Genomic DNA, 21,834 nt, shown 5'->3' with positions numbered 1-21,834 from the left:
TTGGCGGGCTCTAACCGAGGGCCTGCAGGATCGGGGCGTGGTAGCGGGCGCGGTCGCCGGGCAGCTGGTCGGCGTTCCTCACCATCCACGTGGCCTCGCCCCACGACTCCAGGCCGTGTGCGCGCACGAACGCGGTGACCTCCGGATCGTGCACGTCGACGCGGACCCTGCCGTTGCCGGCTGCGGAGTCGGCGATGAGCGCGCACGCGTCGGCCGGCGTGTCCGCGATGACCGGGCCGATCAGCAGCATGTCCTCGCGGACGCGCCACGAGCCCGCGATGCCGTTCGCCGACACCCGCACGGACCCCATGGCCAGCAACGCCTCCCAGAGGAACGGCCGGGTGATGCCGGTGACCTTGGTGTCGAGGGAGACGAGTTCGTCGAGGTTAGCGGGCGTGGCAATATGCGATATATCGGATATCGGGCCTGTGAACTCGCCCGCGTGGATGTCGGTGAAGCCGACTGCGTGGAAGTCCAGCTGTTCGTAGAGCGGGCGGCCCATCGCCGTCGCGAAGAGCGTTGAGACGCCCGTGTCCAATACATGGGATACCAGTCGGCGGCCGAGGCCCTGGCGCGCGCAGCGTTCGGCCACGAGCACCATGCTGATCGACGCCAGCTCCGGGTAGCGCGTCACGATCGTCGTGCCCGCCAGGCCCTCGGAGTCGAAGAGGCCCCAGCCCTCGCCACAGGTCAGCAGGAACTCCCACTTGCTCTCCTCGCGCGGCCACGACCGGCTCTCGGCCAGGTCGGAGCACGCGGTGAGGTCGTCGACGGTCAGTCGTCGCAGTTCCACATGTCCCCCAGGGTCATCCGAGCGCGAGCGACGCGGGCGCGAAGTAGCGCGACCGGTCGCCCGGCAACGTGGTCGCGCCGTGCACCATCAGTGCGCAACCGGTGTGCGTTTCAAAGCCGTTGGCCAGCAGGAAGGCGGTGACGTCGGCGTCGTCGGTGTCGACGCGGAACGGGCCTCCGCCCGCCACCACGTCGGAGATCAGCGCGCAGGCGTCGGCGGCGGTGGGCGCGATCAGCGGGCCGACCGCCGGGCCGTTCGCCAGCTGACGGCTGCCGATCAGGCCGAGTCCGCCCTCGAACTCCGCGATGCGCAGCGAGTAGCGCGACGGCGCGAAGTCCCAGAACTCGTCGCGCGTGTAGCCGCTGACCTCGCGGTCCAGAGCGGCGATATGCGATATATCGGATATCGCGACCGGGCGGGACACGTTGGAGGCTCTTCCGGTGAAGACACCGTGGAACTCGCGCGTCACCCCTACCGAGTGAAAGCCGAGCTTCGAGTACAGCGGTTCACCCATGGGCGTCGCATACAGCACGGACACGTCGGTCTCGCTGATATCCAATATATTGGACATCAGGGCGGTGCCCACGCCCCGGCGTTCGGCCCAGGTGCCGACCAGTACGCCGCTGATCGACTGCGCTTCGGGATAGGGCGTCGCCAACGCCGTGCCCAAGATCGTTCCACCGTCGAAAGCGCCGAGGCCGGGACCCAGCGTGAGCATCAGCTCCCACTGCGACGCCGGCCACGTCCAACCCCGGTCCGTGATGAGCTTCATGCACTCGGGTATGTCGTCACTGCCAAGCCTGCGGATCTCCACAATCGTGAGCACACACGGTGAGCAATCCGGTAGCCACCCATTTTCGGCCGGACTAGCATCGACGCAACAGATCCGAGCGACAGGAAGCAGGCCGGGGCCACGTGGCCGAAGAAACACAGCAGAGCACCAAGGAAGGTCAGTCCCGGTTCGCCGTGCCAGACGGCGCGGTGCTCAGCCTGCTGGGGTCGCGTGACGAGAACCTCCGGCTCGCCGAGGAGCTGCTCGACGCCGACGTGCACGTGCGCGGGAACGAGATCACCCTGTCCGGCGATCCCGCCGACGTGGCCTTCGCGGAACGGGTCTTCAGCGAGCTCGTCACCCTGGCCAGCCGCGGCCAGGCGGTCGACCAGAACACCGTCCGCCGCACCGTCGCGATGCTCAGCGCGAACGCCGAGGAGTCGCCCGCCGCGGTGCTGAGCCTGGACATCATCAGCCGCCGCGGCCGCACGATCCGGCCCAAGACGCTGAACCAGAAGCACTACGTCGACGCGATCGACAAGAACACCATCGTGTTCGGCATCGGCCCCGCCGGCACCGGCAAGACGTACCTCGCCATGGCCAAGGCCGTGCAGGCGCTGCAGTCCAAGCAGGTCAACCGCATCATCCTCACCCGCCCGGCCGTCGAGGCGGGCGAGCGGCTCGGCTACCTGCCGGGCACGCTCTACGAGAAGATCGACCCGTACCTGCGCCCGCTCTACGACGCGCTGCACGACATGGTCGACCCGGAGTCGATCCCGCGCCTCACCCAGGCCGGCACGATCGAGGTCGCACCGCTGGCGTACATGCGCGGCCGGACGTTGAACGACGCGTTCATCATCCTCGACGAGGCGCAGAACACGACGCCCGAGCAGATGAAGATGTTCCTCACGCGGTTGGGCTTCGGCTCGAAGGTGGTCGTGACGGGTGACATCACCCAGGTCGACCTGCCCGGTGGCCAGCGCAGCGGGTTGAAGGTCGTCAAGGACATCCTCGAAGGTGTCGAAGACGTGCACTTCTCGGTGCTGACCAGCCAGGACGTGGTGCGCCACCGCCTGGTCGGCGACATCGTCGACGCGTACGAGAAGTGGCAGGTCCAGCAGGACCTCGTCGACCAGAACGGGCAACACCACGGACCCGGTGCACGCCGGGGGAACCAGCGCCGGGGACGATAGGCGCCGTGAGCATCGAGATCGCCAACGAGTCGGGTGTCGGAGTCGACGAGGGTTCCATCGTCTCCGCCGCCCGCTTCGCGCTGGACCGCATGGGTGTGAGCCCGCTGGCCGAGCTGTCCGTCCTGCTCGTCGAGCTGGACGTGATGGCCGACCTGCACGAGCGCTGGATGGACCTGCCCGGCCCCACGGACGTCATGGCCTTCCCCATGGACGAGCTGGACTCCGCGCGCCGGCCGGACGCGGCGGGCCTCGGCCCGGCGCTGCTCGGGGACATCGTGCTGTGCCCGGCGTTCGCCAAGGACCAGGCCAAGAAGGCAGGCCACGGCCTGCTGGACGAGCTGCACCTGCTGACCGTGCACGGCGTGCTGCACCTGCTCGGCTACGACCACGCGGAGCCTGCCGAGGAACGCGAGATGTTCACGCTGCAGAACCGCATCCTCGCGGACTTCCGCACCGCGCGGGACGAGGCGGAGCGGGCCGCGCACCAGCGCAGCACGGACGACAAGGTGCTCGGCGCCGTCGGCCTGGACGAGCAGAAGCCCCAGGAAAAGTCACTGCAGCATCCCGAAGAAGACTGACGCGCGATGAGCGAGAACCCCGCCAGTGTGATCGTGCTGGCCGTTCTGCTCGTGCTCGCCGCTGGTGTCTTCGCGTGTGTGGACGCCGCGCTTGGCACCGTGTCGCGGGCACGGGTGGAAGCCCTGCAACGGCAGGGTCGCTGGGGCACCGGGCAGCTGCTGCAGGTCCTCAACGACCGGCCGCGGCACGTCAACCTGTTGCTGCTGCTGCGCCTGTTCTGCGAGATGCTGGCGGCGGTGCTGGTCACGACGGTGTTCCTGCGGTACGAGGACCAGGACTGGCTCGCTGCCCTGTACGCCTGCCTGAGCATGCTCGTCGTGTCGTACGTGCTCGTCGGCGTCGGACCCCGCACCATCGGCCGTCAGCACCCGTACGGCGTGAGCCTGATCGCCGCCGGCACGGTCCGCCAGCTCGGCCGCGTGCTGGGCCCGTTGTCCAAGCTGCTGATCCTCATCGGTAACGCGATCACGCCCGGCAAGGGCTTCCGCGAGGGCCCGTTCAGCTCCGAGGTCGAGCTGCGCGAGCTCGTCGACATGGCGCAGGAACGCGGCGTCGTCGACGAGGGTGAGCGCGAGATGATCCACTCGGTGTTCGAGCTGGGCGACACCATCGCCCGCGAGGTCATGGTGCCGCGCACCGAGATCGTGTGGATCGAGCAGTCGAAGTCGCTGCGGCAGGCGCTCGCGCTGTCGTTGCGCACCGGCTACACGCGCGTCCCGGTGATCGGCGAGAGCGTCGACGACGTGCTCGGCGTGGTGAACCTCAAGGACCTCATGCGGGCCACGCTCGCCGAGGACGAGGACCCGAAGAGCGTGTCGGAGCTGATGCGCCCGATGAGCTTCATCCCGGACAGCAAGCCCATCGCGGACCTGCTGCGCGAGATGCAGGTGTCGCGCCGGCACATGGCGATCGTGGTCGACGAGTACGGCGGCACCGCGGGCCTGCTGACCATCGAGGACATCCTCGAGGAGATCGTCGGCGAGATCACCGACGAGTCCGACACCGACGACCGCCCGCCGGTCGAGCACCTCGACGACGGCGCCGTGCGGGTCAGCGCGCGCCTGCCGGTCGACGACCTGGACGCGTTGTTCGGCACCGAGCTGGACGACCACGAGGTCGAGACCGTCGGCGGCCTGCTCGCGCAACGGCTCGGGCGCGTGCCGCTGCCCGGTACCGAGGCCGAGATCGCGGGCCTGCGCATGCGGGCAGAGGGCGGCAAGGACGAACGCGGCCGCATCCGCGTCACGACCGTGCTCGTGCGTCCCGTGCAGAAGGAGAACGAAGAAGATGACTGACATCAACCCTGAGGACGCCAAGCTCGTCACGCTCGCGCGCTCGGTCCGTGCGCGCAACGGTGCCCCGGAGGGCGCGGCGGTGCGGGACCTCGACGGCCGCACGTACAACGCGTCCACGGTCGCGTTGCCGTCCCTCAAGCTGACGGCGCTGCAGGCCGCCGTCGCCGCCGCGGTGTCGAGCGGTGCCGAAGGGCTCGAAGCCGCGGTCGTGGTGACCGACGCGGGAACGCTGGACGAAATTTCGGTCAAAGCGGTTCGCGATCTGACTGCAAATGGCCCTGTATTCCGTGCGACCCAAGATGGGGAAATCGCGGAAGTGATCTGAACGCACGATTGACCGTGCGCGCAATTCCGTCCTAGGTTCGGTCGCGGGGAGAAATTCGCGACCAACCGAGGATGGTCATGAAAAAACTCAGATCCGTTTTCGCCGTGCTGTCGTTGCTGCTCGCCGGTGCCGTCGTCACCGCACCGGCGCACGCCCGGGAACAGGCACCTCAAGTCCAGGTGCCGGCCGCCACGGACCGGCTGACCGGCCTGATCACCGGCCACGAACGCGGCGTCACCACACAGGCCTGGTCAGGCTGGGAGTCGCTGGGCGGCTACCTGATCTCGGCGCCGGCGGTCTCGTCGTGGGCGCCGGGCAGGCTCGACGTGTTCGCCGTCGGCCAGGATCGCGCACTTTGGCACAAATGGTATGACGGCGGCTGGTCCGGATGGGAGTCGCTCGGCGGCTATTTGACGTCAGCGCCTGCCGCTGTTTCGTGGAGCAACGGAAGAATTGACGTTTTTGCGCGCGGCGGTGACAACGCGCTGTACCACAAGTGGTATCAGAACGGCTGGTCCGGCTGGGAGTCGTTGGGTGGTGTGCTGACCTCCGCACCCGGCGTTTCCTCGTGGAGCGCGGGCCGGCTCGACGTGTTCGTGCGCGGCACGGACAACGCGATGCACCACAAGTGGTACGACGGCGGTTGGTCGGGCTGGGAGTCGCTCGGTGGCGTGCTCACCACGTACCCGGCGGCCGTCTCGTGGGGGCCGGGACGCATCGACGTGTTCGTCGGCGGCACCGACTACGCGATGCACCACAAGTGGTACTCCGGCGGTTGGTCGGGCTGGGAGTCGCTGGGTGGCGTGCTCACCTCGGGCCCCGGCGCGTCGTCGTGGGCATCGGGCCGGCTCGACGTGTTCGTCCGCGGTACGGACAACGCGATGCACCACAAGTGGTACCAGTCCGGTTGGTCGGGCTGGGAGTCGCTCGGCGGCGGCCTGATCTCGGGCCCAGCAGCGGTTTCGTGGTCCTACAACCGCATCGACACCTTCGTGATCGGCGGTGACAACGCCCTCTGGCACAAGTGGTGGGCGTGATCAGGTAGCAGATTCCGGGACCGGCAACAACCCCGTTGCCGGTCCCAGGGACAATGGAGAGATGGATGGTTACCGCTCCGGGTTCGCGTGCTTCGTCGGCCGCCCGAACGCAGGGAAGTCGACGCTGACGAACGCGCTGGTGGGCACGAAGGTCGCCATCACGTCCAGCAAGCCGCAGACCACCCGCCACACGATCCGCGGCATCGTGCACCGCGAGGACGGCCAGCTCGTGCTGGTGGACACGCCCGGCCTGCACCGGCCGCGCACGCTGCTCGGTCAGCGGCTCAACGACCTGGTGCGCGAGACGTGGTCCGAGGTCGACGTCGTCGGCTTCTGCGTGCCCGCCGACCAGAAGGTCGGCCCCGGCGACAAGTTCATCGCCGCCGAGCTGGAGAAGGTCGCCAAGCGCACGCCCGTGGTCGGCATCGTCACCAAGACCGACCTGGTGTCGCCGCAGCAGGTGATGGAACAGCTGCTCGCGCTGCAGAAGGTCATGGAGTTCGCCGAGATCATCCCGGTGTCCGCGGTCGACGGCTTCCAGGTCGACAAGCTGAGCGACCTGCTGCTGCAGAAGCTGCCGGAGGGGCCGCAGCTGTTCCCGGACGGCGACCTGACCGACGAGCCCGAGCAGACCCTGGTCGCCGAGCTGATCCGCGAGGCCGCGCTGGAGGGCGTGCGCGACGAGCTGCCGCACTCCATCGCCGTGGTGGTGGAGGAGATGCTTCCGCGCGAGGGTCGCGACGACCTGATGGACATCCACGCGTTCGTGTTCGTGGAGCGGCCGTCACAGAAGGCGATCATCCTGGGTCACCGGGGTGAGCGGCTCAAGCAGGTCGGCATGACCGCGCGCAAGCAGATCGAGGCGCTCCTGGGCACCCGCGTGTACCTGGACCTGCACATCAAGATCGCCAAGGACTGGCAGCGCGATCCGAAACAGTTGCGCCGCCTCGGGTTCTGATGGCGAACCTCTACCGCGACACCGGCATCGTGCTTCGGGTGCAGAAGCTCGGTGAAGCGGACAGGATCATCACCTTCCTGACCCAGCGGCACGGCAAGCTGCGTGCCGTGGCGAAGGGCGTGCGGCGCACGTCGTCGAAGTTCGGCGCGCGGCTGGAGCCGTTCTGCCACGTCGACGTGCAGTTCCACCCCGGCCGTTCGCTCGACATCATCACCCAGGTGCAGACGCTGGACGCGTTCGGCGTGGGCATCGTCAACGACTACCAGCGCTACACGGCCGCATGCGCGATCCTTGAGACCGCCGACCGTCTCACCGCCGAAGAAGGCGAACCGGTCGTGCGGCTCTATCTGCTCGTGACGGGCGCTCTCAGGGCGTTGGCTGCGGCGGAACGTGACCCGTCGCTGCTGTTGGACGCGTTCCTCATGCGTGCGATGGCGTTCGCCGGTTGGGCGCCCGCGGTCAACGAGTGCGCGAAGTGCGGTGATCCCGGTCCGCACCGGGCGTTCAGCGTCCAGGCGGGCGGATCGTGCTGCCCGAACTGCCGTCCGCCGGGCTCCGCGTCGCCGTCGCAGGACACGCTCGCGTTGCTCTCGGCGTTGCTGCACGGGCAGTGGAACGTGGTCGACGAGATCCCGCACCTGGCCCGGCGCGACGCGAGTGGCCTGGTCGCGGCGCACCTGCAGTGGCACCTCGAACGGCAGCTCCGGTCGTTGCCTCTGGTCGAACGAAAGGCACAGCCGGACGGCGGCTAATGTGGCGCCTACCGACAACGGTTTTCGCTCGAAAGGATGCTCCGTCTCATGCTGCGTCGCCGCCGCTCTGAGCGAGAGAAGCGCGTCCCGCGCCCGCCGGAGCCGCACCCGTCCGGCGCGGTGCCTCCGCAGATTCCCGCCGAGTTCGTGCCCAAGCACATCGCGATCGTGATGGACGGCAACGGCCGTTGGGCCAACCAGCGCGGACTGTCCCGCGTCGAGGGCCACAAGCGGGGCGAGCAGGTCGTCGTCGAGGTCGCCAAGGGTGCGATCGAGATGGGCGTGAAGTGGCTGTCGTTGTACGCCTTCTCCACCGAGAACTGGCGCCGCAGCCCCGAAGAGGTCCGGTTCCTGATGGGCTTCTCCCGCGACGTGATCCACCACCGCACCGACGAGCTCGACGAGCTGGGCGTGCGGGTCCGCTGGGCAGGACGCCGGCCGCGGTTGTGGCGCAGCGTGATCAAGGAGCTGGAGGTCGCGGAGGAGCGCACCCGCGACAACGACCAGCTCAACCTGGCGATGTGCATCAACTACGGCGGCCGCGCGGAGATCGGTGACGCCGCCCGCGAGATCGCGCGACTGGCCGCCGCGGGGCAGCTCAACCCCGAGAAGGTCGACGAGAAGACCATCGCGCGCTACCTCTACCAGCCCGAGATGCCGGACGTGGACCTGTTCATCCGGCCGTCCGGCGAGCAGCGCACGTCGAACTTCATGCTCTGGCAGTCCGCGTACGCCGAACTGGTGTTCCAGGACATCCTGTGGCCCGACTTCGACCGCCGTGACCTGTGGCGGGCCGTCGAGAAGTTCGCCGAGCGCGACCGCCGCTTCGGTGGTGCGATCGACAAGCCCGATTCGGAGGTGTCGTGAACGCGAGCGGTGAGGCTCTGGAGGCCGCGCGCAAGGCGCTGGAGCTGTTCCACGACGTGTCCGTGGACGACGACGGCGCGTTGAGCTTCCGCCACGGCGACGTGCCGTGCGCCGTGCAGGGCATGGAACTGGCAGATGGCCTGACCGTGCTCTCGTTAACGGTCGTGGTCGCGTGGGACCTGGTCGGTGACGTGGCTCAATGGGTGGCCGAACGCGCTGGTCAGGGCCTGTTCGGCACGCTCGGCGTCATCGCGTCCGAGCGGGGCACCGACGTGATGCTGCGGTACGCGTTCCCGGCGGACGGCCTCAAGCCGGAACCGCTGAGCACGCTTCTGATGCTGGTTGTGTCGACCGCGTCGCAGGTGCGCGGCGAGCTCCTCTCCCGCTTTTCTTGAGAAAGGACCCTTCCATGGGTGGCGTGATCATTTACGAGCCGGAAGAGGACTCGGACGTCAACGAGTTCCCGTGGACCGTCACGTTCGAGCCCTCGGGCGGCGACGAGTGGGACTCGTTCATCTGCGGCCCGTACGAGCGCGACCACGCCGTCGCGCTGGCCGAGGCCGTGGCCCTGGACGACGCCGAGGGCGGCGTGCTGGCCATCGTGAAGCCGATGCTGCCGGCCCTTTCGGCTGAGGACGTCTCCGCCACGATCGAGGAGCTGCGTGAGGCCGCCCTCGAAGAGGAAGAGGACGACGAGACGGTCAACGGCACGCCCGTCGACTTCGACGACGACGACCTCGAAGAGGAAGAGGCCGAGTTCGCCGAGCCGCCGTCGCCCGAGGAGATCCGCGAGGGCATGGCGCGCACCTACCGCCGTCTGCTGGACCTGGACGCGGAATGACGATCACCGGCGAGATCCGCTCGTCGAAGCGGCGTTCCGGCCCGCCTCGGCTGAAGATCACGTCGTTGGAGGTGCTGTGCGGGATCCTCGTTCTCGCACTGCTCTTCCAGTCCAAGCTCGTTGATCTTCTCGACGTGCCGAAGCTGCGCACCGCCTCGACCGTGTTCGTGGCGATCTGCGTGCAGGCCATGCCGTTCCTGGTGCTGGGCGTGCTGATCTCCGGAGCGATCGCGGCGTTCGTGCCGGCTTCGGCGCTGCGCAAGCTGCTGCCTGCCAAGACCGCTTTGGCCGTGCCCGTGGCTGGTGTCGCGGGCATCGCTCTGCCGGGCTGTGAGTGCGCTTCGGTGCCGGTCGCTCGGCGGTTGATGCAACAGGGCGTCGCTCCGGCTGTTGCTCTGACGTTCCTGCTGGCCGCGCCTGCGGTGAACCCGATCGTGCTGGTGTCGACCGCGGTGGCGTTCAACGACACCCCGATGATGGTCGTCGCGCGGTTCGTGGGGTCCCTGCTGACCGCGATGGTAATGGGCTGGCTGTGGGTCCGCTTCGGCAAGATGGAGTGGATCGCCGAGCGCGCTCTGGCGCGCCTTGGGGATCACGACGGTACTTCTCGTTGGACCGTCTTCGCCGAGAGCGCGCGCCACGACCTCGTGGACGCCGGCGGGTTCCTGGTGCTGGGCGGGCTGTTCGCGGCGGCGTTCAAGACGTTCGTGCCGGTCGCGTGGATGCAGACGCTGGGCGGTCAGATCGTGCTCGGCGTGATCGTGATGGCGCTGCTGGCTGTGATCCTGGCGCTGTGCTCGGAGGCGGACGCGTTTGTCGCGGTCGCTTTCTCGGCCTTGCCTTTGTTGCCGCGGCTGGTGTTCCTGGTCGTCGGCCCCGCCGTCGACGTGAAGCTGATCGCGCTGCAGGCCGGTGCGTTCGGCAAGTCCTTCGCCTTCCGCTTCGCACCCGCTACCTTCGTGGTGGCGATCTTGTGCGCTGTGGTGACAGGAGTGGTGCTGCTGTGAGGCGGGAAACCCAGAACATCCTGCTGGTGCTGCTCGGCGGCGCGCTGCTGAAGATCAGCTTCTCGGGGCTTTACCTGCGCTACGTGCAGAAGGGTCTGCTGCCGCTGCTGATCGCGGCCGGGACCATCATGATCGGGCTGGCGCTGTTCGCGATCGTCCGGGACATCCGGCGTGGCAAGGCCTCCGATGAGCACGACCACGGCGGGCACTCGCACTCGTCGCGCTCCACCTGGTTGATGCTGCTGCCGGTGCTGGCGGTGTTCCTGATCTCGCCGCCTGCTCTGGGTGGCGATGTCGTGAGCTCTGCCGCCGACACGAACCAGACGCAGCGGTCCCGCAACCTGCTGGGTGAGCTGCCTTCTGGTGACGTGATCCCGTTGTCCATGACGGAGTTCGTCACGCGCACGGCTTGGGACGAGTCCGGCACGTTGGACAACCGGCGGGTTCGGTTGACCGGGTTTCTGACGCGTGCGGACGGCGACACGTTCGTGGCGCGGCTCGCGATCTCGTGTTGCGCGGCGGACGCACGGCCGTTGAAGGTGCGGCTGACCGGGGACGTGCCCTCGCTGCCTGATGAGCAGTGGGTGGAGTTGACCGGCAAGGTCGTGCCGAAGTCGGCGTCCGAGAAGAACTCCTGGGTGCCGAGCTTCACGGTGGAGTCGTCGACGCCGGTGGCCCAGCCGGTCGAGCCCTACGAGTCCTAAGCCTGCTTGAGCCCCTTCGCCGCGCACTCCGCGCAGGTGCCGAAGATCTCGACGGTGTGGCTGACCTCGGAGAAGCCGTTCTCGGCTGCGACGCGGTCAGCCCACTTCTCGACGGCCGGGCCCTCCACCTCGACCGTGCGGCCGCAGTGGCGGCACACCAGGTGATGGTGGTGGTGGGCCGAGCAACGGCGGTAGATGGCCTCGCCCGAGTCGGTGCGCAGGACGTCCACCTGGCCGGCGTCCGCGAGGGACTGCAGGGTGCGGTAGACCGTTGTCAGGCCGATGCCCTCGCCGCGGCGGCGGAGCTCCTCGTGCAGTTCTTGGGCGCTGCGGAAGTCGTCTAGCTGGTCGAGCAGGTTCGAGACCGCCGTGCGCTGCTTGGTCGACCTCAGTCCGGTCACAACTTCTCCTCGACGTGCGTCACCGCGTCCACCACGATGTGCGCCAGGTGTTCGTCCACGAGTCGGTAGACGACTTCCCGGCCATGCCTTTCTCCGTGCACCACGCCCGCCGACTTCAGCACGCGCAGGTGCTGGCTGATCAGCGGCTGGGCGACGCCCAGTGCCTCGACCAGTTCGTGCACGCAGCGGTCGTGTTCCTGCAGCTGCAGGACGATCGCGATGCGGACCGGGGCGGCCAGTGCGCGCAGCAGGTCTCCGGCGGCGGCCAGGGTGTGGGTCGCGCGTGGGGGCGCGGGTGCCGGGGCCTGGCGTTCGGGGGAGTGTTCGCCGTGCAGCTGAACCGTCATGGCGGCACTCCTCACTTGGTAGGGATTTTCACAACCAATTCTACGGTGATGATGGCGAGCACCATCAGGACCACCACGCGCAATGCGCGTTGAGCTGGGGAAAGCGCCCTCCAGGTGGCGGCCAGCAGGGCGATCGCGCCGACGATGAGCACGCCGAGCAGCACTGCGCCGAGGGTGCCGCCGACGAGAACGCCGGTGACGAAGAGGCCGAAGACGATCACGAACGCCACTACCGGGCGCACCCGTGCGAGAGGGCCGTCGCCGGGCAGGAGCGGGCGCTTGGAGTTCACCTGATGGATTGTGGCGGAAGCCCGCCGAAGACTGCTGGGAGGGGCTGGGGCGGCGAACTGGGCCGAACATGCGTTCGGCATGGTCGTGCGGGTGAAGCTGGTGGTGCAGGTGAAGCTGTTGCCGACGCCAGTTCAGGCGGCGGCGTTGGCGCTGACCCTGCGTGCCTGCAACGCCGCGGCTGGTCATGCGTCGAGGGTTGCCTTCGAGCGAGACGTGAAGTCCCGCAACGAGTTGCAGAAGCTGTGCTACCGCGAGATCAAGGCTCGGTTCGGCCTGTCGGCGCAACCCGCGGTGCGGGTGGTGAAAAAGGTCGTTGACGCATACGCGACGCCACGTCGGTGTGCAGTCCACGCGCAGGGGCAGAGCCTGCTCAAGGCCGATCGCGTTCCGGGAATGGCCGCGCAGCCGTTCGACGACAGGTGCCTGTCGTGGCGGTACGAGGTGGGCACCGTGTCCATCTTGACCACGGTGGGACGGCTCAGAGACATGAGGTTCGTCTGCTCGCCGGACCAGTTCGCGAGGCTGCGCGCGCACCGCCAGGGTGAGTCGGATCTGGTGTTCCGCGACGGAGCATGGTCTCTGATCGCCACGTGCGAGGTACCGGAGAGACCCCAGTTCGAACCAGCCGACTGGATCGGTGTGGACCGGGGTATCGCCAACCTGGCCACCACCTCGGACCTGGACAACTTCCAGGGCCGTCGCCTGCAACGCTATCGCCGCTGGCACGCCCGCAAACGTTCCGAGCTGCAGGCCAAGCAGGCGAAATCAGCGAACCGGCGCCTGAAGAAACGAGCCCGCCGGGAAGCTCGTCACGCGACTCATGTGAACCACCGGATCGCCAAGGACATTGTGGCTGTTGCCCAACGCACCGGACGCGGTATCGCCCTCGAGGAACTGCGGGGCATCCGCGACCGGGTACGGCTCCACCGGCACCAGCGAGCCACCCTGTCCTCGTGGCCGTTGCACCAACTCGAACAGCACATCACCTACAAGGCACGCCGGGCCGGTGTTCCGGTGCTGTTGGTGGACGCCCACCACACCTCACAAGAGTGCCCCGAGGGCAAGCACACAGCCCGCTCGAATCGCTCCACCAGGGAGCAGTTCTGTTGTCGTCGGTGTGGTCTCGCTGGGCCGGCCGACGTCGTCGCCGCCGTGAACATCCGTGATCGGGCACGGCGCGCGTGGGTACTTGTCAACGTGCCCTTACCGGCGCTGCCTGAGCTGCTCGTAGATGCGGCCCGTACACCACAGCCAGTGGTGAACGAGGAACGCGACTTGGCTTGAAGAGACCGAGCGCACGCCGGCCCTTCACGGCCAGGAAGTTGACCGTGACATCCTTGCACCGTGCTGTTGGTGTGCCGGTTTCGCGTATCCGACCCAGAGACGTTCACAGAGCGCGTCAAGCGGGCGTTAGAGCTTCTAACGGTCCAACCAGGGTGTCACAAGGGCACGCTGGCGCGATCTACTGACGAGGACGACCGATGGGTGCTCACGGTCGAGTTCGAGTCCGTGGTGGCCTATCGGCGCGCGATGTCGCCGTTCCCCGTCCGGGAGCACGTGATCCCGTTGCTGTCCGAGGCGCTGACCGACGAGCCCGCGATGTACGAGCCCACGTTGACCAGCGCCGACGGCCAGGTCGAAGAGCACACGAGCCTGCTCGCCGAGGACGCGTTCACGGTGCGTCTCGGTGAGGCCGGTGGGCCGGCTAACCCGCGGCGATAGCTTCCATCTCCTTGACCCACTCCTCGTGCGAGTCGTGGGGGAGGAGGTCGAGGGCCTTGCGGGCGGCTTCGGCGGCTTCGGACGTGCGGCCGAGTGCGAGCAGGGTCTTGGCCTTGCCGCTCTCCGCGTACGCCTCGGGGGTCTTCTCGAACGCGTCCAGTGCCTCGTCGAAGCGCTCGTTCTCGAAGTAGTACCAGCCGAGGTTGTTGTGCAGCGGGCCCAGCCAGCGCGACAGTTCGGGGTTCGCCTCGACCAGTTCGAGGCCCTGCTTGGTCCACTTCTCCGGGTCGTCGACCAGCGACGCCATGTGCGCGGCGTCGACGGCCAGTGACAGGTCGCCGCGGGTCTTGGCCAGGATGAACGCCGCCACGAACAGCGGTTGCGCGGCCTCCGGGTCGCCGGCGGAGCGGTGCAGCCTGCCTCGTTCGAGCAGGACCCGCACGCGGCCCGTCGAGTCGGGGGCGATGAGGGTCTCCGCCTCGTCGATCAAGGCGTGACCTGCGGCGAAGTTCTCACGCAGGCCCTCGGCGCGGGCGAGCTGGGTCAGCACCTCCGCGCGCTCGTCGTCGGATTCCACGTTGTTGAGGAACGCGCGGAACCGCGCCTCGGTGCCGTCCAGGTCGGCGAAGTCCCACAGCTCTCGCAGCCGGTCTTCCATTCGTGCAGCGTAAGCCTGCGGTCGCCCGTTCGGGGCGCAACGTGACGGGCTAGGCTTGAGCCCCCGATTCTCATTCCCCCGATGGAGTACCCGTTGGCCGCCGATCGCATCGAGACCGTTGTCAGCCTCTGCAAGCGCAGAGGGTTCGTCTACCCGTGCGGGGAGATCTACGGCGGTACCCGCTCGGCGTGGGACTACGGACCCCTGGGCGTGGAGCTCAAGGACAACATCAAGCGCCAGTGGTGGAACTTCATGGTCCGCGGCCGCGAGGACGTCGTCGGACTGGACTCGTCGGTCATCCTGCCGCGTGACGTGTGGGTCGCCTCCGGTCACGTCGAGGCGTTCGTCGACCCGCTGATCGAGTGCGAGTCGTGCCACAAGCGGTTCCGCGCGGACACGCTGTCCGAGGAGTACGCCGAGCGCACCGGCAAGGAGATCGCCGAGGGCGACGTGTCGGACGTGCCGTGCCCGAACTGCGGTGTGCGCGGCAAGTACACCGAGCCGAAGATGTTCAACGGCCTGCTCAAGACGCACCTCGGTCCGGTCGAGACCGAGGAGGGCCTGCACTACCTGCGGCCCGAGACCGCGCAGGGCATCTTCACGAACTTCCTGAACGTGCAGACGACCTCCCGCAAGAAGCCGCCGTTCGGCATCGGTCAGATCGGCAAGTCGTTCCGCAACGAGATCACGCCGGGCAACTTCATCTTCCGCACCCGCGAGTTCGAGCAGATGGAGATGGAGTTCTTCGTCGAGCCCGGGACGGACGAAGAGTGGCACCAGTACTGGATCGACGAGCGCACGCGCTGGTACACGGACCTCGGTGTGTCGAAGGAGAACCTGCGGCACTACGAGCACCCGAAGGAGAAGCTGTCGCACTACTCGAAGCGGACCGTCGACATCGAGTACCGCTTCCAGTTCGGCGGCCAGGAGTGGGGTGAGCTCGAAGGCATCGCGAACCGCACGGACTTCGACCTCACGACGCACTCGAACCAGTCCGGTGTGGACCTGTCGTACTTCGACCAGGCGACGAACTCGCGCTACAAGCCGTTCGTCATCGAGCCGGCCGCCGGTGTCGGGCGCCCGATGATGGCGTTCCTGCTGGAGGCGTACGTCGAGGACGAGGCCCCGAACGCCAAGGGCGGCGTCGACAAGCGAGTGGTCCTGAGGCTCGACCGTCGCCTCGCGCCGGTGAAGGTCGCGGTGCTGCCGTTGTCGCGCAACGCCGATCTCTCGCCGAAGGCTCGCGACCTGGCGACGGCGCTGCGCCGCAACTGGAACGTCGACTTCGACGACGCCGGTGCGATCGGTCGTCGTTACCGCCGTCAGGACGAGATCGGCACGCCGTTCTGCGTGACGGTCGACTTCGACACGCTCACCGACCTCGCCGTGACGGTGCGGGAGCGCGACACGATGTCGCAGGAGCGGGTGGCGATGGACCAGCTGGAGTCGTACCTCGCGGCCCGACTGATCGGCTGCTGATTCAGCCGCCGGTTAGCGACGTTTTGGCGTGCGTTGTGGGGGCCGAGCCCCCACACCCCCACGCCGGGGACAAGCCCCCGGACCCCCGAGTTGCGTGTGATCTGAGCGGGTCAGGCAACAGCCTGGCCCGCTTTCGCGTGTGATGAGTCATGAAACTGGGGCAGATCAGGTCGCGCGGCTTGCAGTCGCTTGCGGTGGGCGCGGGACTCGTCGTGCTGGTGACGCTCATCCCGGTGCTGCTGCCGGTCGAGACCGGGTCGGCCACGCTTGCGGCAGTGGTGTTCGCGGTGATCATGTGTCTTTGCGCGGCGGTCGCCGGAGGGATGGCGCTGCTGATCGCGGACGAGGGGGCCGCGGCTCGGCTTCGGCGCTGGTTCGTGGTGCTGGAAGGCGTCGGGATGTCCTCGGCGTTCCCGCTGCTGGCGGCGGCGCTCGGGATGGACGTGCCAGGGCGGGAGGGAAACGGCGACGTCCTGGGCGCACTGTCGCTCACCGTGCCGTCCTTTGTTTCAGCGTTTCTGGTTTTCCGCGTCTCGTACGCCGTGCACATGGTCGCGACCGACGCGAACGGGCCGCTCGTGCCGGGTGATGGCAGCGGCGCGCCTGCGCTGCAGCTCCGGCTGCTGGGCCGGGTTCTCCTGGTGCTGGGCCTGGTGCTGGGGATCAACGTGTGGGCGGTGCCCGCTGCGACGGGGATGCCGGCCCGGATCGTCTTCGCGGTGGTGCTGGGGACGATCGTGACGCTCTGCGCGGTCGTGCTGGGGGCGATGTTGATGCGGGTGACCGACGTCAGCACGGCGCGGCGGGTGAAGGTGGGCTGGGTCTGTGCCGGAAGCGCGCTGTCGATCACCGCGGTCGGGCCGATGGCGGGGTCGAAGATGACCGCGGTCGGAGTGCTGTACTGCGCGTTGGTCTTCGGCGGAGTCGTGCTCGTCGTGATCGGCACGTTGGTCCTGCGCGGGTACACCGGTGCGTGGGACCGGCCGTGGCGACCGGTCAGCCGTTGACGCGCAGCCGCTCCAGGACGGCGGAGGCGACGTTGTTGATCGCCTGCCTGGCCGTGGTCCACGAGCCGGTCGGGCTGGTCGTGAGGACGGCGACGGCGTAGCGGCCGTCGAGGACGCCCGCGCTGTGCAGGTAGACGTCGCTGGGCAGGTAGTACATCCAGCCCTGCTTGGCGTAGACGCCGGTCACGCCGAGCAGGCCGAACGCCTGGTTGAAGCCGTCGGCAGCGGTCGCGGGGGCGGACGACAGCGCGGCGACGATCGGGTCGCGCACCGGTGATCCGAGGATGTAGTCGTAGAGCTTCACCATGTCGTTCGCGGTGATTACAACCTCTCCCCACTGTGAGGGGTCGTCAGGTGCGTGAGTGCCGGTAAGTCCTGCTTCGGTGGCGACGCGGCCGATCGCGTCCATGCCGTCGAACCTCGTCCACAGCACGTCCATCGCGTTGTCGTCGCTGGCGCTGAGCGCGCGGTGGATCAGGTCCTGGTCGGCGTCGGACAGCGGTTGTTGCAACGCGTCGACCGCGAGGATCAGCTTCGACAGCGACGCCGAGTAGAACGGCAGGTCACCGTTCTGCGAGACCACCTGGCCGGACTCGGTGTCCATCACGGCGACGCCGACGTCCGACGCGCCGCCCGCCGCCACCGCAGCCGATATATCAGCCGCAGATATATTGGATACTGCTGACGACCTGCTGGTATCCGATATATCGGGACTCGCATGCGATATATCGCCGGACGAGCCGGTATCCGATATATCGCCGTTCGAGCCGCCCGTGTCCAATACATCAGGACCGCGCGATACCTCAGCTGAGGACTTGCCGTGCGCCTGGCACGGCGACGCGTCCGGGACCACGAAGACGGCCGCGGTGACGAGGAGGATCAGGGCCCAGCGCACACATCCAAGGTCCGTCTCAGAGGAGCCTGGTGTCGAGCTTTTCCTCCTGTGCGGTTGCTGAAGAATCCTCCCTGACCACCACGTATGCGCCGGAGCCGGGACGTTCCGTCACCGCTTCGACCAACTCGGTGCCCCGGTACAGCAGGCCGACGCCGTCGTCGGTGCAGTAGGTCGTCGGCAGCACACCTGCCGCCACCGCCTCGTGGATCTTCGGGCGGCGCGTCTCCTCGTTGTCGTAGTGCACGCCGTTGCCGTAGGGGAGGAAGCCGAGGCCGTTCGTGACGATCTGCAGGTCCGGGCCGAACGAGTCGGTCGCGCCACCCACGTGCCAGCAGATGGAGCCGGCCGACACGCCGCTGAGCACGACGCCGGCCTCCCACGCCCTGCGGAGCACCGGGCCGAGACCGTGCACCTGCCACACCGCGAGCAGGTTCGCGACCGAGCCTCCGCCCACCCACACGACGTCGTGGGACAGCACGAAGCTCTCCAGGTCGTCGGTCGGCGGCTGGGTGAACAGGTTGAGGACCGACACCTCGACACCCGCGACCATGCCCGCTTCCGCCATGTTCGCGTTCATCGCCCGCTGGTCGCCGCCTGCTGTCCCGACGTGGCAGAGGCGCGGCCGGCGACCCTCGACACCGGACAGGTCGAGCGCGAAGTGGATCAGCTTGCCGAACTCGAGGTTGGTGCGGCGGCCGGGGCGCAGACCTCCGGAGGTGGCGAGGATCGTGGGCTGCTCAGCAGGCATGACGATGATCCTCGCAGGGGCGTCAACGCAGCGCTCTTGCGTTTCTGGAAGCATGCAGGGGGTGCGGACCCCACCCCTCAAGCCTCTGGTCAGGATTCGTCGGATCGTGCTGCGCTTCATCTTCGGTGCGCTGATCATCGGCGCGCTGGTGGTGGGTGGCACGGCGTTCCGCGTGTGGCAGGTCGCGCGCGTCGACGACTGGACGAAGGCCGACATGGCGATCGTTCTCGGCGCGGCGCAGTACAACGGCGTGCCGTCCGACGTGCTGCAAGCCCGGCTGGAGCACGCGCTCGGCCTCTACCAGGAAGGCGTCGTCGGCTACATCGCCACGACCGGTGGCCGCCAGCCCGGTGACAACTTCACCGAGGGCCAGGTCGGCAAGCTGTGGCTGGTCAAACGGGGCGTCCCGGAGGACCGCGTGCTGCAGGTCGGCGAGGGCGCCGACACGCTCGGCTCGCTGCGGGCCGTCGCGTCGGTCGCCAAGGAACGCGACCTGAAGACCGCCGTGATCGTCAGCGACCCGTGGCACTCACTTCGTGCCCGCACGATGGCCGAGGACGCCGGGCTGCACGCCTGGACGTCGCCCACCCGCAGCGGCCCGAACGTGCAGACGCGCGAGACGCAGTGGTTCTACATCAAGCGCGAGACCGGAGCGTTGCTGTACTACCGCCTGATGAAGGCGCACGCCGGCGTGTTCGACGAGCTCAAGCTCCCTAAAATCGGCTGATGGGATATACCGGCCACGACTCGGAGCGCCTGCTCCCCGAGGAACCCAAGAGCGCCGCGCTGCCGGGTGCCCGCACGGAGCAGCGTTCCCCGTTCTCCCGTGACCGCGCCCGCGTGCTGCACTCCGCGGCGCTTCGAAGGCTCGCGGGCAAGACCCAGGTCGTCGGTCCCGGTGAGGGCTCCGAGGTGACCGGTGTCCCGCGCACCCGCCTCACGCACTCGCTGGAGGTCGCGCAGATCGGCCGCGGCATCGGTGAGGAACTCGGCTGCGACCCGGACATCGTCGACACCGCCGGCCTCGCGCATGACATCGGACATCCGCCGTTCGGGCACAACGGCGAGAGGGCGCTCAACGAGCTCGCGGGCCCGTGCGGCGGCTTTGAAGGCAACGCGCAGACGTTCCGCATCCTCGCCCGCCTGGAACCCAAGTCCGCTCACGGACTCAACCTCACGCGCGCGGTGCTCGACGCGTCGACGAAGTACCCGTGGACCCGCACGCCGGGAACGGTGAAGTTCGGCGTGTACGACGACGACCTCGAAGTGTTCGACTGGATGCGCGCGGGTGCACCGGAACGAGAGAGGTGCATCGAGGCGCAGGTGATGGACTGGGCCGACGACGTGGCGTACTCCGTGCACGACGTCGAGGACGGCGTCCTGGCCCACCGCATCAGTCTCGGCGCGCTGGCCCGTCCCGACGAACGTGCCGCCATCGCCTCGCTCGCGGCCAAGACGTTCTCCGACGAGTCCGTCGCGGCGCTCGAAGCCACTGCCGAGGGCCTGCTCGAACTGCCGGTGATCGGGTACTGGACCGAGCACGAGTACGACGGCTCGCTCGGCGCGCAGGTCGCGTTGAAGAACCTCACCAGCGAACTGGTCGGCAGGTTCGCTTCAGCAGCCGTCACGGCGACCCGTGACGTGCACGGCGAGGGCGCGCTCACGAGGTACAACGCCGCGCTGGAGGTCCCGCGCCAGGTCGCGGCGGAAGTGGCGCTGCTCAAGGCGATGGCCGTCCGGTACGTGATGAGCGACCCCGCCCGCCTCGCCATGCAGGCTGAGCAGCGTGAGCTGATCGCCGACCTCGTCGCCCGACTGATGGAACGCCCGACGCTGCTCGACCCGGCTTTCCGCCCGGTGTTCGCCGCCGCTTCTTCTTACGCGACAAGGCTTCGCGTCGTCATCGACCAGGTCGCCCTGCTCACCGACGCGCAGGCCGTGGCCTGGCACCGCGCATCGGCGTAGCTTCGGAAGGTATGGCGGACGAATCCAGACCGCCAGGCCGAAGGTGGCCGTGGCGGAGACCGAGCCGGGAAGCCGTGCCAGTGGGCTTTCCGTTGGACGACGAGGGGGACGACGGTTCGGCCGGTGTGCGCGAACCCCGCCACCCCAGGCCTCTCGGACCGATGGGAGGAGCGGGAGAGCGGCCCGTTCCGGATGATCCGATCGTGATGTCACTGCCAGATCCACGCCAATAGAGGAGCTCCAAGTGACCGATCAGGCCGACTTCGCCCTGAGCATGCACCGCGTCGCCGTACCTGATCCGTCCACCAACGCGTGCTGGTCGCCGTTCTCGGTGGCCAGTGCGCTCGCGTTGGCCCGCGAGGCAGCGCGCGGCGAGACCCGCGCCGAACTCGACGCGCTGCTCGCCGACTTCGACGCCGCGGACGCGTTGGACGTGCCCGAACTGGAGGTCGCGAACACCCTGTGGGCCGACGACTACCTGACCCTGAACCCGGACTTCTCGCTGACGTCCTCGGTGCGCCGCACGGCGTTCTCCGACCCCGCGACGGTCCGCAAGCTGGTCAACACCGACGTCGCCGAGACCACCCGCGGCCTGATCCCCGAACTGCTGACGAGCCCGCCGCCCCCGGACGCCGCGGCGATCATCGTCAACGCCCTGTACCTCAAGGTCGGCTGGCTGCACCCGTTCGCCGCCTGGGACACCGCGGACCGGCCGTTCCACGCGCCCGGCGGCGACGTCGACGTGCCGACGATGAAGGTGACCGAGAAGTTCCGCTACGCCCGCCACGACGGCTGGCAGACGGTCGTGCTCCCGGCGGCCTCCGGCGTGGAGGCCGTGATCCTGCTGCCGGACACCTCGCTCGAGCAGCCGCTCGACCCGTCGATCTTCGAGGCCACCAGCCGGGTGAACCTCGAACTCTCACTGCCCAAAGTGGACGTTCGGGAGAAGTTCCAGCTGAAAAACGTGTTGGCGCACCTCGGGGTCGAGCGCATGTTCACCCGCGAGGCCGACTTCAGCGGGCTCTCGCCGGACGAACGGCTGTTCGTCGACGAGGTGATCCACGAGGCAGTGCTGCGCCTGGACGAGGAGGGCCTCGAAGGTGCCGCGGCCACCGCCGTCACGTTCCGGACGGTGTCGATCGAGATCCCGACCGAGCCGATCGTGGTCAACGTGGACCGGCCGTTCCTGCTCGCCGTC

27 protein-coding genes are annotated in these 21,834 nt (G+C 68.3%); 19 read left to right on the top strand and 8 right to left on the bottom strand.

The annotated features are described in order from the left end of the window. Nucleotides 1-10: 10 nt before the first annotated feature. On the bottom strand, nt 11-793 hold the full coding sequence (locus LFM09_RS42305) for a GNAT family N-acetyltransferase (RefSeq protein WP_414102260.1): 783 nt from the start codon (nt 791-793) through the stop codon (nt 11-13). 13 nt (nt 794-806) lie between these two features. Then, nucleotides 807-1,565 carry a GNAT family N-acetyltransferase gene (locus tag LFM09_RS42300; RefSeq protein WP_414102259.1) on the bottom strand — a complete coding sequence of 253 codons (759 nt, stop codon included), beginning with the start codon at nt 1,563-1,565 and terminating at the stop codon, nt 807-809. A gap of 143 nt (nt 1,566-1,708) precedes the next feature. On the opposite strand from LFM09_RS42300, the gene LFM09_RS42295 reads away from it, so the two are divergent. The 12 genes from LFM09_RS42295 to LFM09_RS42240 all read left to right on the top strand — a co-directional run bounded on the left by LFM09_RS42295 (nt 1,709) and on the right by LFM09_RS42240 (nt 11,123). Beyond that, nucleotides 1,709-2,758, top strand: coding sequence for a PhoH family protein (locus LFM09_RS42295; RefSeq protein ID WP_414102258.1), 1,050 nt, complete (start codon nt 1,709-1,711; stop codon nt 2,756-2,758). Between the two features lie 5 nt (nt 2,759-2,763). Then, on the top strand, nt 2,764-3,336 hold the full coding sequence (gene ybeY, locus LFM09_RS42290; protein WP_414102257.1) for an rRNA maturation RNase YbeY: 573 nt from the start codon (nt 2,764-2,766) through the stop codon (nt 3,334-3,336). Nucleotides 3,337-3,342: 6 nt separating this feature from the next. Next, entirely contained in the window at nt 3,343-4,632 is a 1,290-nt protein-coding gene (locus LFM09_RS42285) for a hemolysin family protein (RefSeq protein ID WP_414102256.1), read from the top strand. Next, on the top strand, nt 4,625-4,957 hold the full coding sequence (locus tag LFM09_RS42280) for a cytidine deaminase (protein WP_414102255.1): 333 nt from the start codon (nt 4,625-4,627) through the stop codon (nt 4,955-4,957). The genes LFM09_RS42285 and LFM09_RS42280 overlap by 8 nt, the downstream gene beginning before the upstream one ends. 77 nt (nt 4,958-5,034) lie before the next feature. Continuing rightward, nucleotides 5,035-5,994, top strand: a complete 960-nt coding sequence (locus LFM09_RS42275; protein WP_414102254.1) for a carbohydrate-binding protein — start codon at nt 5,035-5,037, stop codon at nt 5,992-5,994. Nucleotides 5,995-6,055: 61 nt separating this feature from the next. Next, nucleotides 6,056-6,952, top strand: a complete 897-nt coding sequence (era, locus tag LFM09_RS42270; protein ID WP_414102253.1) for a GTPase Era — start codon at nt 6,056-6,058, stop codon at nt 6,950-6,952. Next, complete coding sequence (gene recO / locus LFM09_RS42265; RefSeq protein ID WP_414102252.1) at nt 6,952-7,704, top strand: DNA repair protein RecO; 753 nt, start codon at nt 6,952-6,954, stop codon at nt 7,702-7,704. The genes era and recO overlap by 1 nt, the downstream gene beginning before the upstream one ends. A gap of 48 nt (nt 7,705-7,752) precedes the next feature. Next, nucleotides 7,753-8,571: an isoprenyl transferase gene (locus LFM09_RS42260; protein ID WP_414102251.1), complete on the top strand. Its 819-nt coding sequence runs from the start codon at nt 7,753-7,755 to the stop codon at nt 8,569-8,571. Then, nucleotides 8,568-8,966, top strand: a complete 399-nt coding sequence (locus LFM09_RS42255; protein WP_414102250.1) for a YbjN domain-containing protein — start codon at nt 8,568-8,570, stop codon at nt 8,964-8,966. Before LFM09_RS42260 ends, LFM09_RS42255 begins: the two co-directional genes overlap by 4 nt. A gap of 14 nt (nt 8,967-8,980) precedes the next feature. Beyond that, nucleotides 8,981-9,412: a hypothetical protein gene (locus tag LFM09_RS42250; RefSeq protein WP_414102249.1), complete on the top strand. Its 432-nt coding sequence runs from the start codon at nt 8,981-8,983 to the stop codon at nt 9,410-9,412. Next, entirely contained in the window at nt 9,409-10,419 is a 1,011-nt protein-coding gene (locus LFM09_RS42245) for a permease (protein WP_414102248.1), read from the top strand. The genes LFM09_RS42250 and LFM09_RS42245 overlap by 4 nt, the downstream gene beginning before the upstream one ends. Then, a complete protein-coding gene (locus LFM09_RS42240; RefSeq protein WP_414102247.1) occupies nt 10,416-11,123 on the top strand; it encodes a TIGR03943 family putative permease subunit in 708 nt (235 codons plus the stop codon). The genes LFM09_RS42245 and LFM09_RS42240 overlap by 4 nt, the downstream gene beginning before the upstream one ends. On the opposite strand, the gene LFM09_RS42235 is transcribed toward LFM09_RS42240, so the two are convergent. Genes LFM09_RS42235 through LFM09_RS42225 form a run of 3 tightly spaced genes read right to left on the bottom strand, consistent with a single transcriptional unit; the run spans nt 11,120 to nt 12,161 of the window. Beyond that, entirely contained in the window at nt 11,120-11,524 is a 405-nt protein-coding gene (locus LFM09_RS42235) for a Fur family transcriptional regulator (protein WP_414102246.1), read from the bottom strand. The genes LFM09_RS42240 and LFM09_RS42235 overlap by 4 nt on opposite strands. After that, nucleotides 11,521-11,871, bottom strand: a complete 351-nt coding sequence (locus LFM09_RS42230; RefSeq protein WP_414102245.1) for an ArsR/SmtB family transcription factor — start codon at nt 11,869-11,871, stop codon at nt 11,521-11,523. The genes LFM09_RS42235 and LFM09_RS42230 overlap by 4 nt, the downstream gene beginning before the upstream one ends. Nucleotides 11,872-11,882: 11 nt before the next feature. Next, nucleotides 11,883-12,161 carry a hypothetical protein gene (locus tag LFM09_RS42225; RefSeq protein ID WP_414102244.1) on the bottom strand — a complete coding sequence of 93 codons (279 nt, stop codon included), beginning with the start codon at nt 12,159-12,161 and terminating at the stop codon, nt 11,883-11,885. Nucleotides 12,162-12,171: 10 nt separating this feature from the next. Between LFM09_RS42225 and LFM09_RS42220 the strand changes: the two genes are divergently transcribed. Both LFM09_RS42220 and LFM09_RS42215 read left to right on the top strand, forming a co-directional pair. After that, nucleotides 12,172-13,446 carry an RNA-guided endonuclease InsQ/TnpB family protein gene (locus LFM09_RS42220; RefSeq protein ID WP_414102243.1) on the top strand — a complete coding sequence of 425 codons (1,275 nt, stop codon included), beginning with the start codon at nt 12,172-12,174 and terminating at the stop codon, nt 13,444-13,446. Nucleotides 13,447-13,506: 60 nt separating this feature from the next. After that, the gene (locus tag LFM09_RS42215) at nt 13,507-13,884 is read left to right on the top strand and encodes an antibiotic biosynthesis monooxygenase (RefSeq protein WP_414102242.1); all 378 of its coding nucleotides are present in this window, start codon (nt 13,507-13,509) and stop codon (nt 13,882-13,884) included. Here the strand turns inward: LFM09_RS42215 and LFM09_RS42210 are convergent. Next, nucleotides 13,868-14,542 carry a tetratricopeptide repeat protein gene (locus tag LFM09_RS42210; RefSeq protein WP_414102241.1) on the bottom strand — a complete coding sequence of 225 codons (675 nt, stop codon included), beginning with the start codon at nt 14,540-14,542 and terminating at the stop codon, nt 13,868-13,870. The genes LFM09_RS42215 and LFM09_RS42210 overlap by 17 nt on opposite strands. Nucleotides 14,543-14,635: 93 nt before the next feature. Between LFM09_RS42210 and LFM09_RS42205 the strand changes: the two genes are divergently transcribed. Together LFM09_RS42205 and LFM09_RS42200 are read left to right on the top strand one after the other, a co-directional pair. Then, entirely contained in the window at nt 14,636-16,021 is a 1,386-nt protein-coding gene (locus LFM09_RS42205) for a glycine--tRNA ligase (RefSeq protein WP_414102318.1), read from the top strand. 149 nt (nt 16,022-16,170) lie between these two features. Further along, the gene (locus LFM09_RS42200) at nt 16,171-17,028 is read left to right on the top strand and encodes a hypothetical protein (RefSeq protein ID WP_414102240.1); all 858 of its coding nucleotides are present in this window, start codon (nt 16,171-16,173) and stop codon (nt 17,026-17,028) included. Here LFM09_RS42200 and LFM09_RS42195 read toward each other — a convergent pair. Together LFM09_RS42195 and LFM09_RS42190 are read right to left on the bottom strand one after the other, a co-directional pair. After that, on the bottom strand, nt 17,018-17,923 hold the full coding sequence (locus tag LFM09_RS42195) for a serine hydrolase (protein WP_414102239.1): 906 nt from the start codon (nt 17,921-17,923) through the stop codon (nt 17,018-17,020). The two genes, LFM09_RS42200 and LFM09_RS42195, sit on opposite strands and share 11 nt — an antisense overlap. A gap of 16 nt (nt 17,924-17,939) precedes the next feature. Next, nucleotides 17,940-18,671, bottom strand: a complete 732-nt coding sequence (locus LFM09_RS42190; RefSeq protein ID WP_414102238.1) for a Type 1 glutamine amidotransferase-like domain-containing protein — start codon at nt 18,669-18,671, stop codon at nt 17,940-17,942. 61 nt (nt 18,672-18,732) lie between these two features. Between LFM09_RS42190 and LFM09_RS42185 the strand changes: the two genes are divergently transcribed. From LFM09_RS42185 to LFM09_RS42175, 3 genes are all read left to right on the top strand, one after another. Further along, a complete protein-coding gene (locus LFM09_RS42185) occupies nt 18,733-19,398 on the top strand; it encodes a YdcF family protein (RefSeq protein ID WP_414102237.1) in 666 nt (221 codons plus the stop codon). Beyond that, complete coding sequence (locus LFM09_RS42180) at nt 19,398-20,636, top strand: deoxyguanosinetriphosphate triphosphohydrolase (protein ID WP_414102236.1); 1,239 nt, start codon at nt 19,398-19,400, stop codon at nt 20,634-20,636. The genes LFM09_RS42185 and LFM09_RS42180 overlap by 1 nt, the downstream gene beginning before the upstream one ends. 244 nt (nt 20,637-20,880) lie before the next feature. Further along, on the top strand, nt 20,881-21,834 hold a 954-nt coding region (locus LFM09_RS42175), incomplete at its 3' end, for a serpin family protein (protein WP_414102235.1).

Source organism: Lentzea alba (assembly GCF_047445655.1).
Classification (GTDB): Bacteria; Actinomycetota; Actinomycetes; order Mycobacteriales; family Pseudonocardiaceae; genus Lentzea; species Lentzea alba_A.
This window is presented reverse-complemented; position numbering and strand designations above follow the sequence as displayed.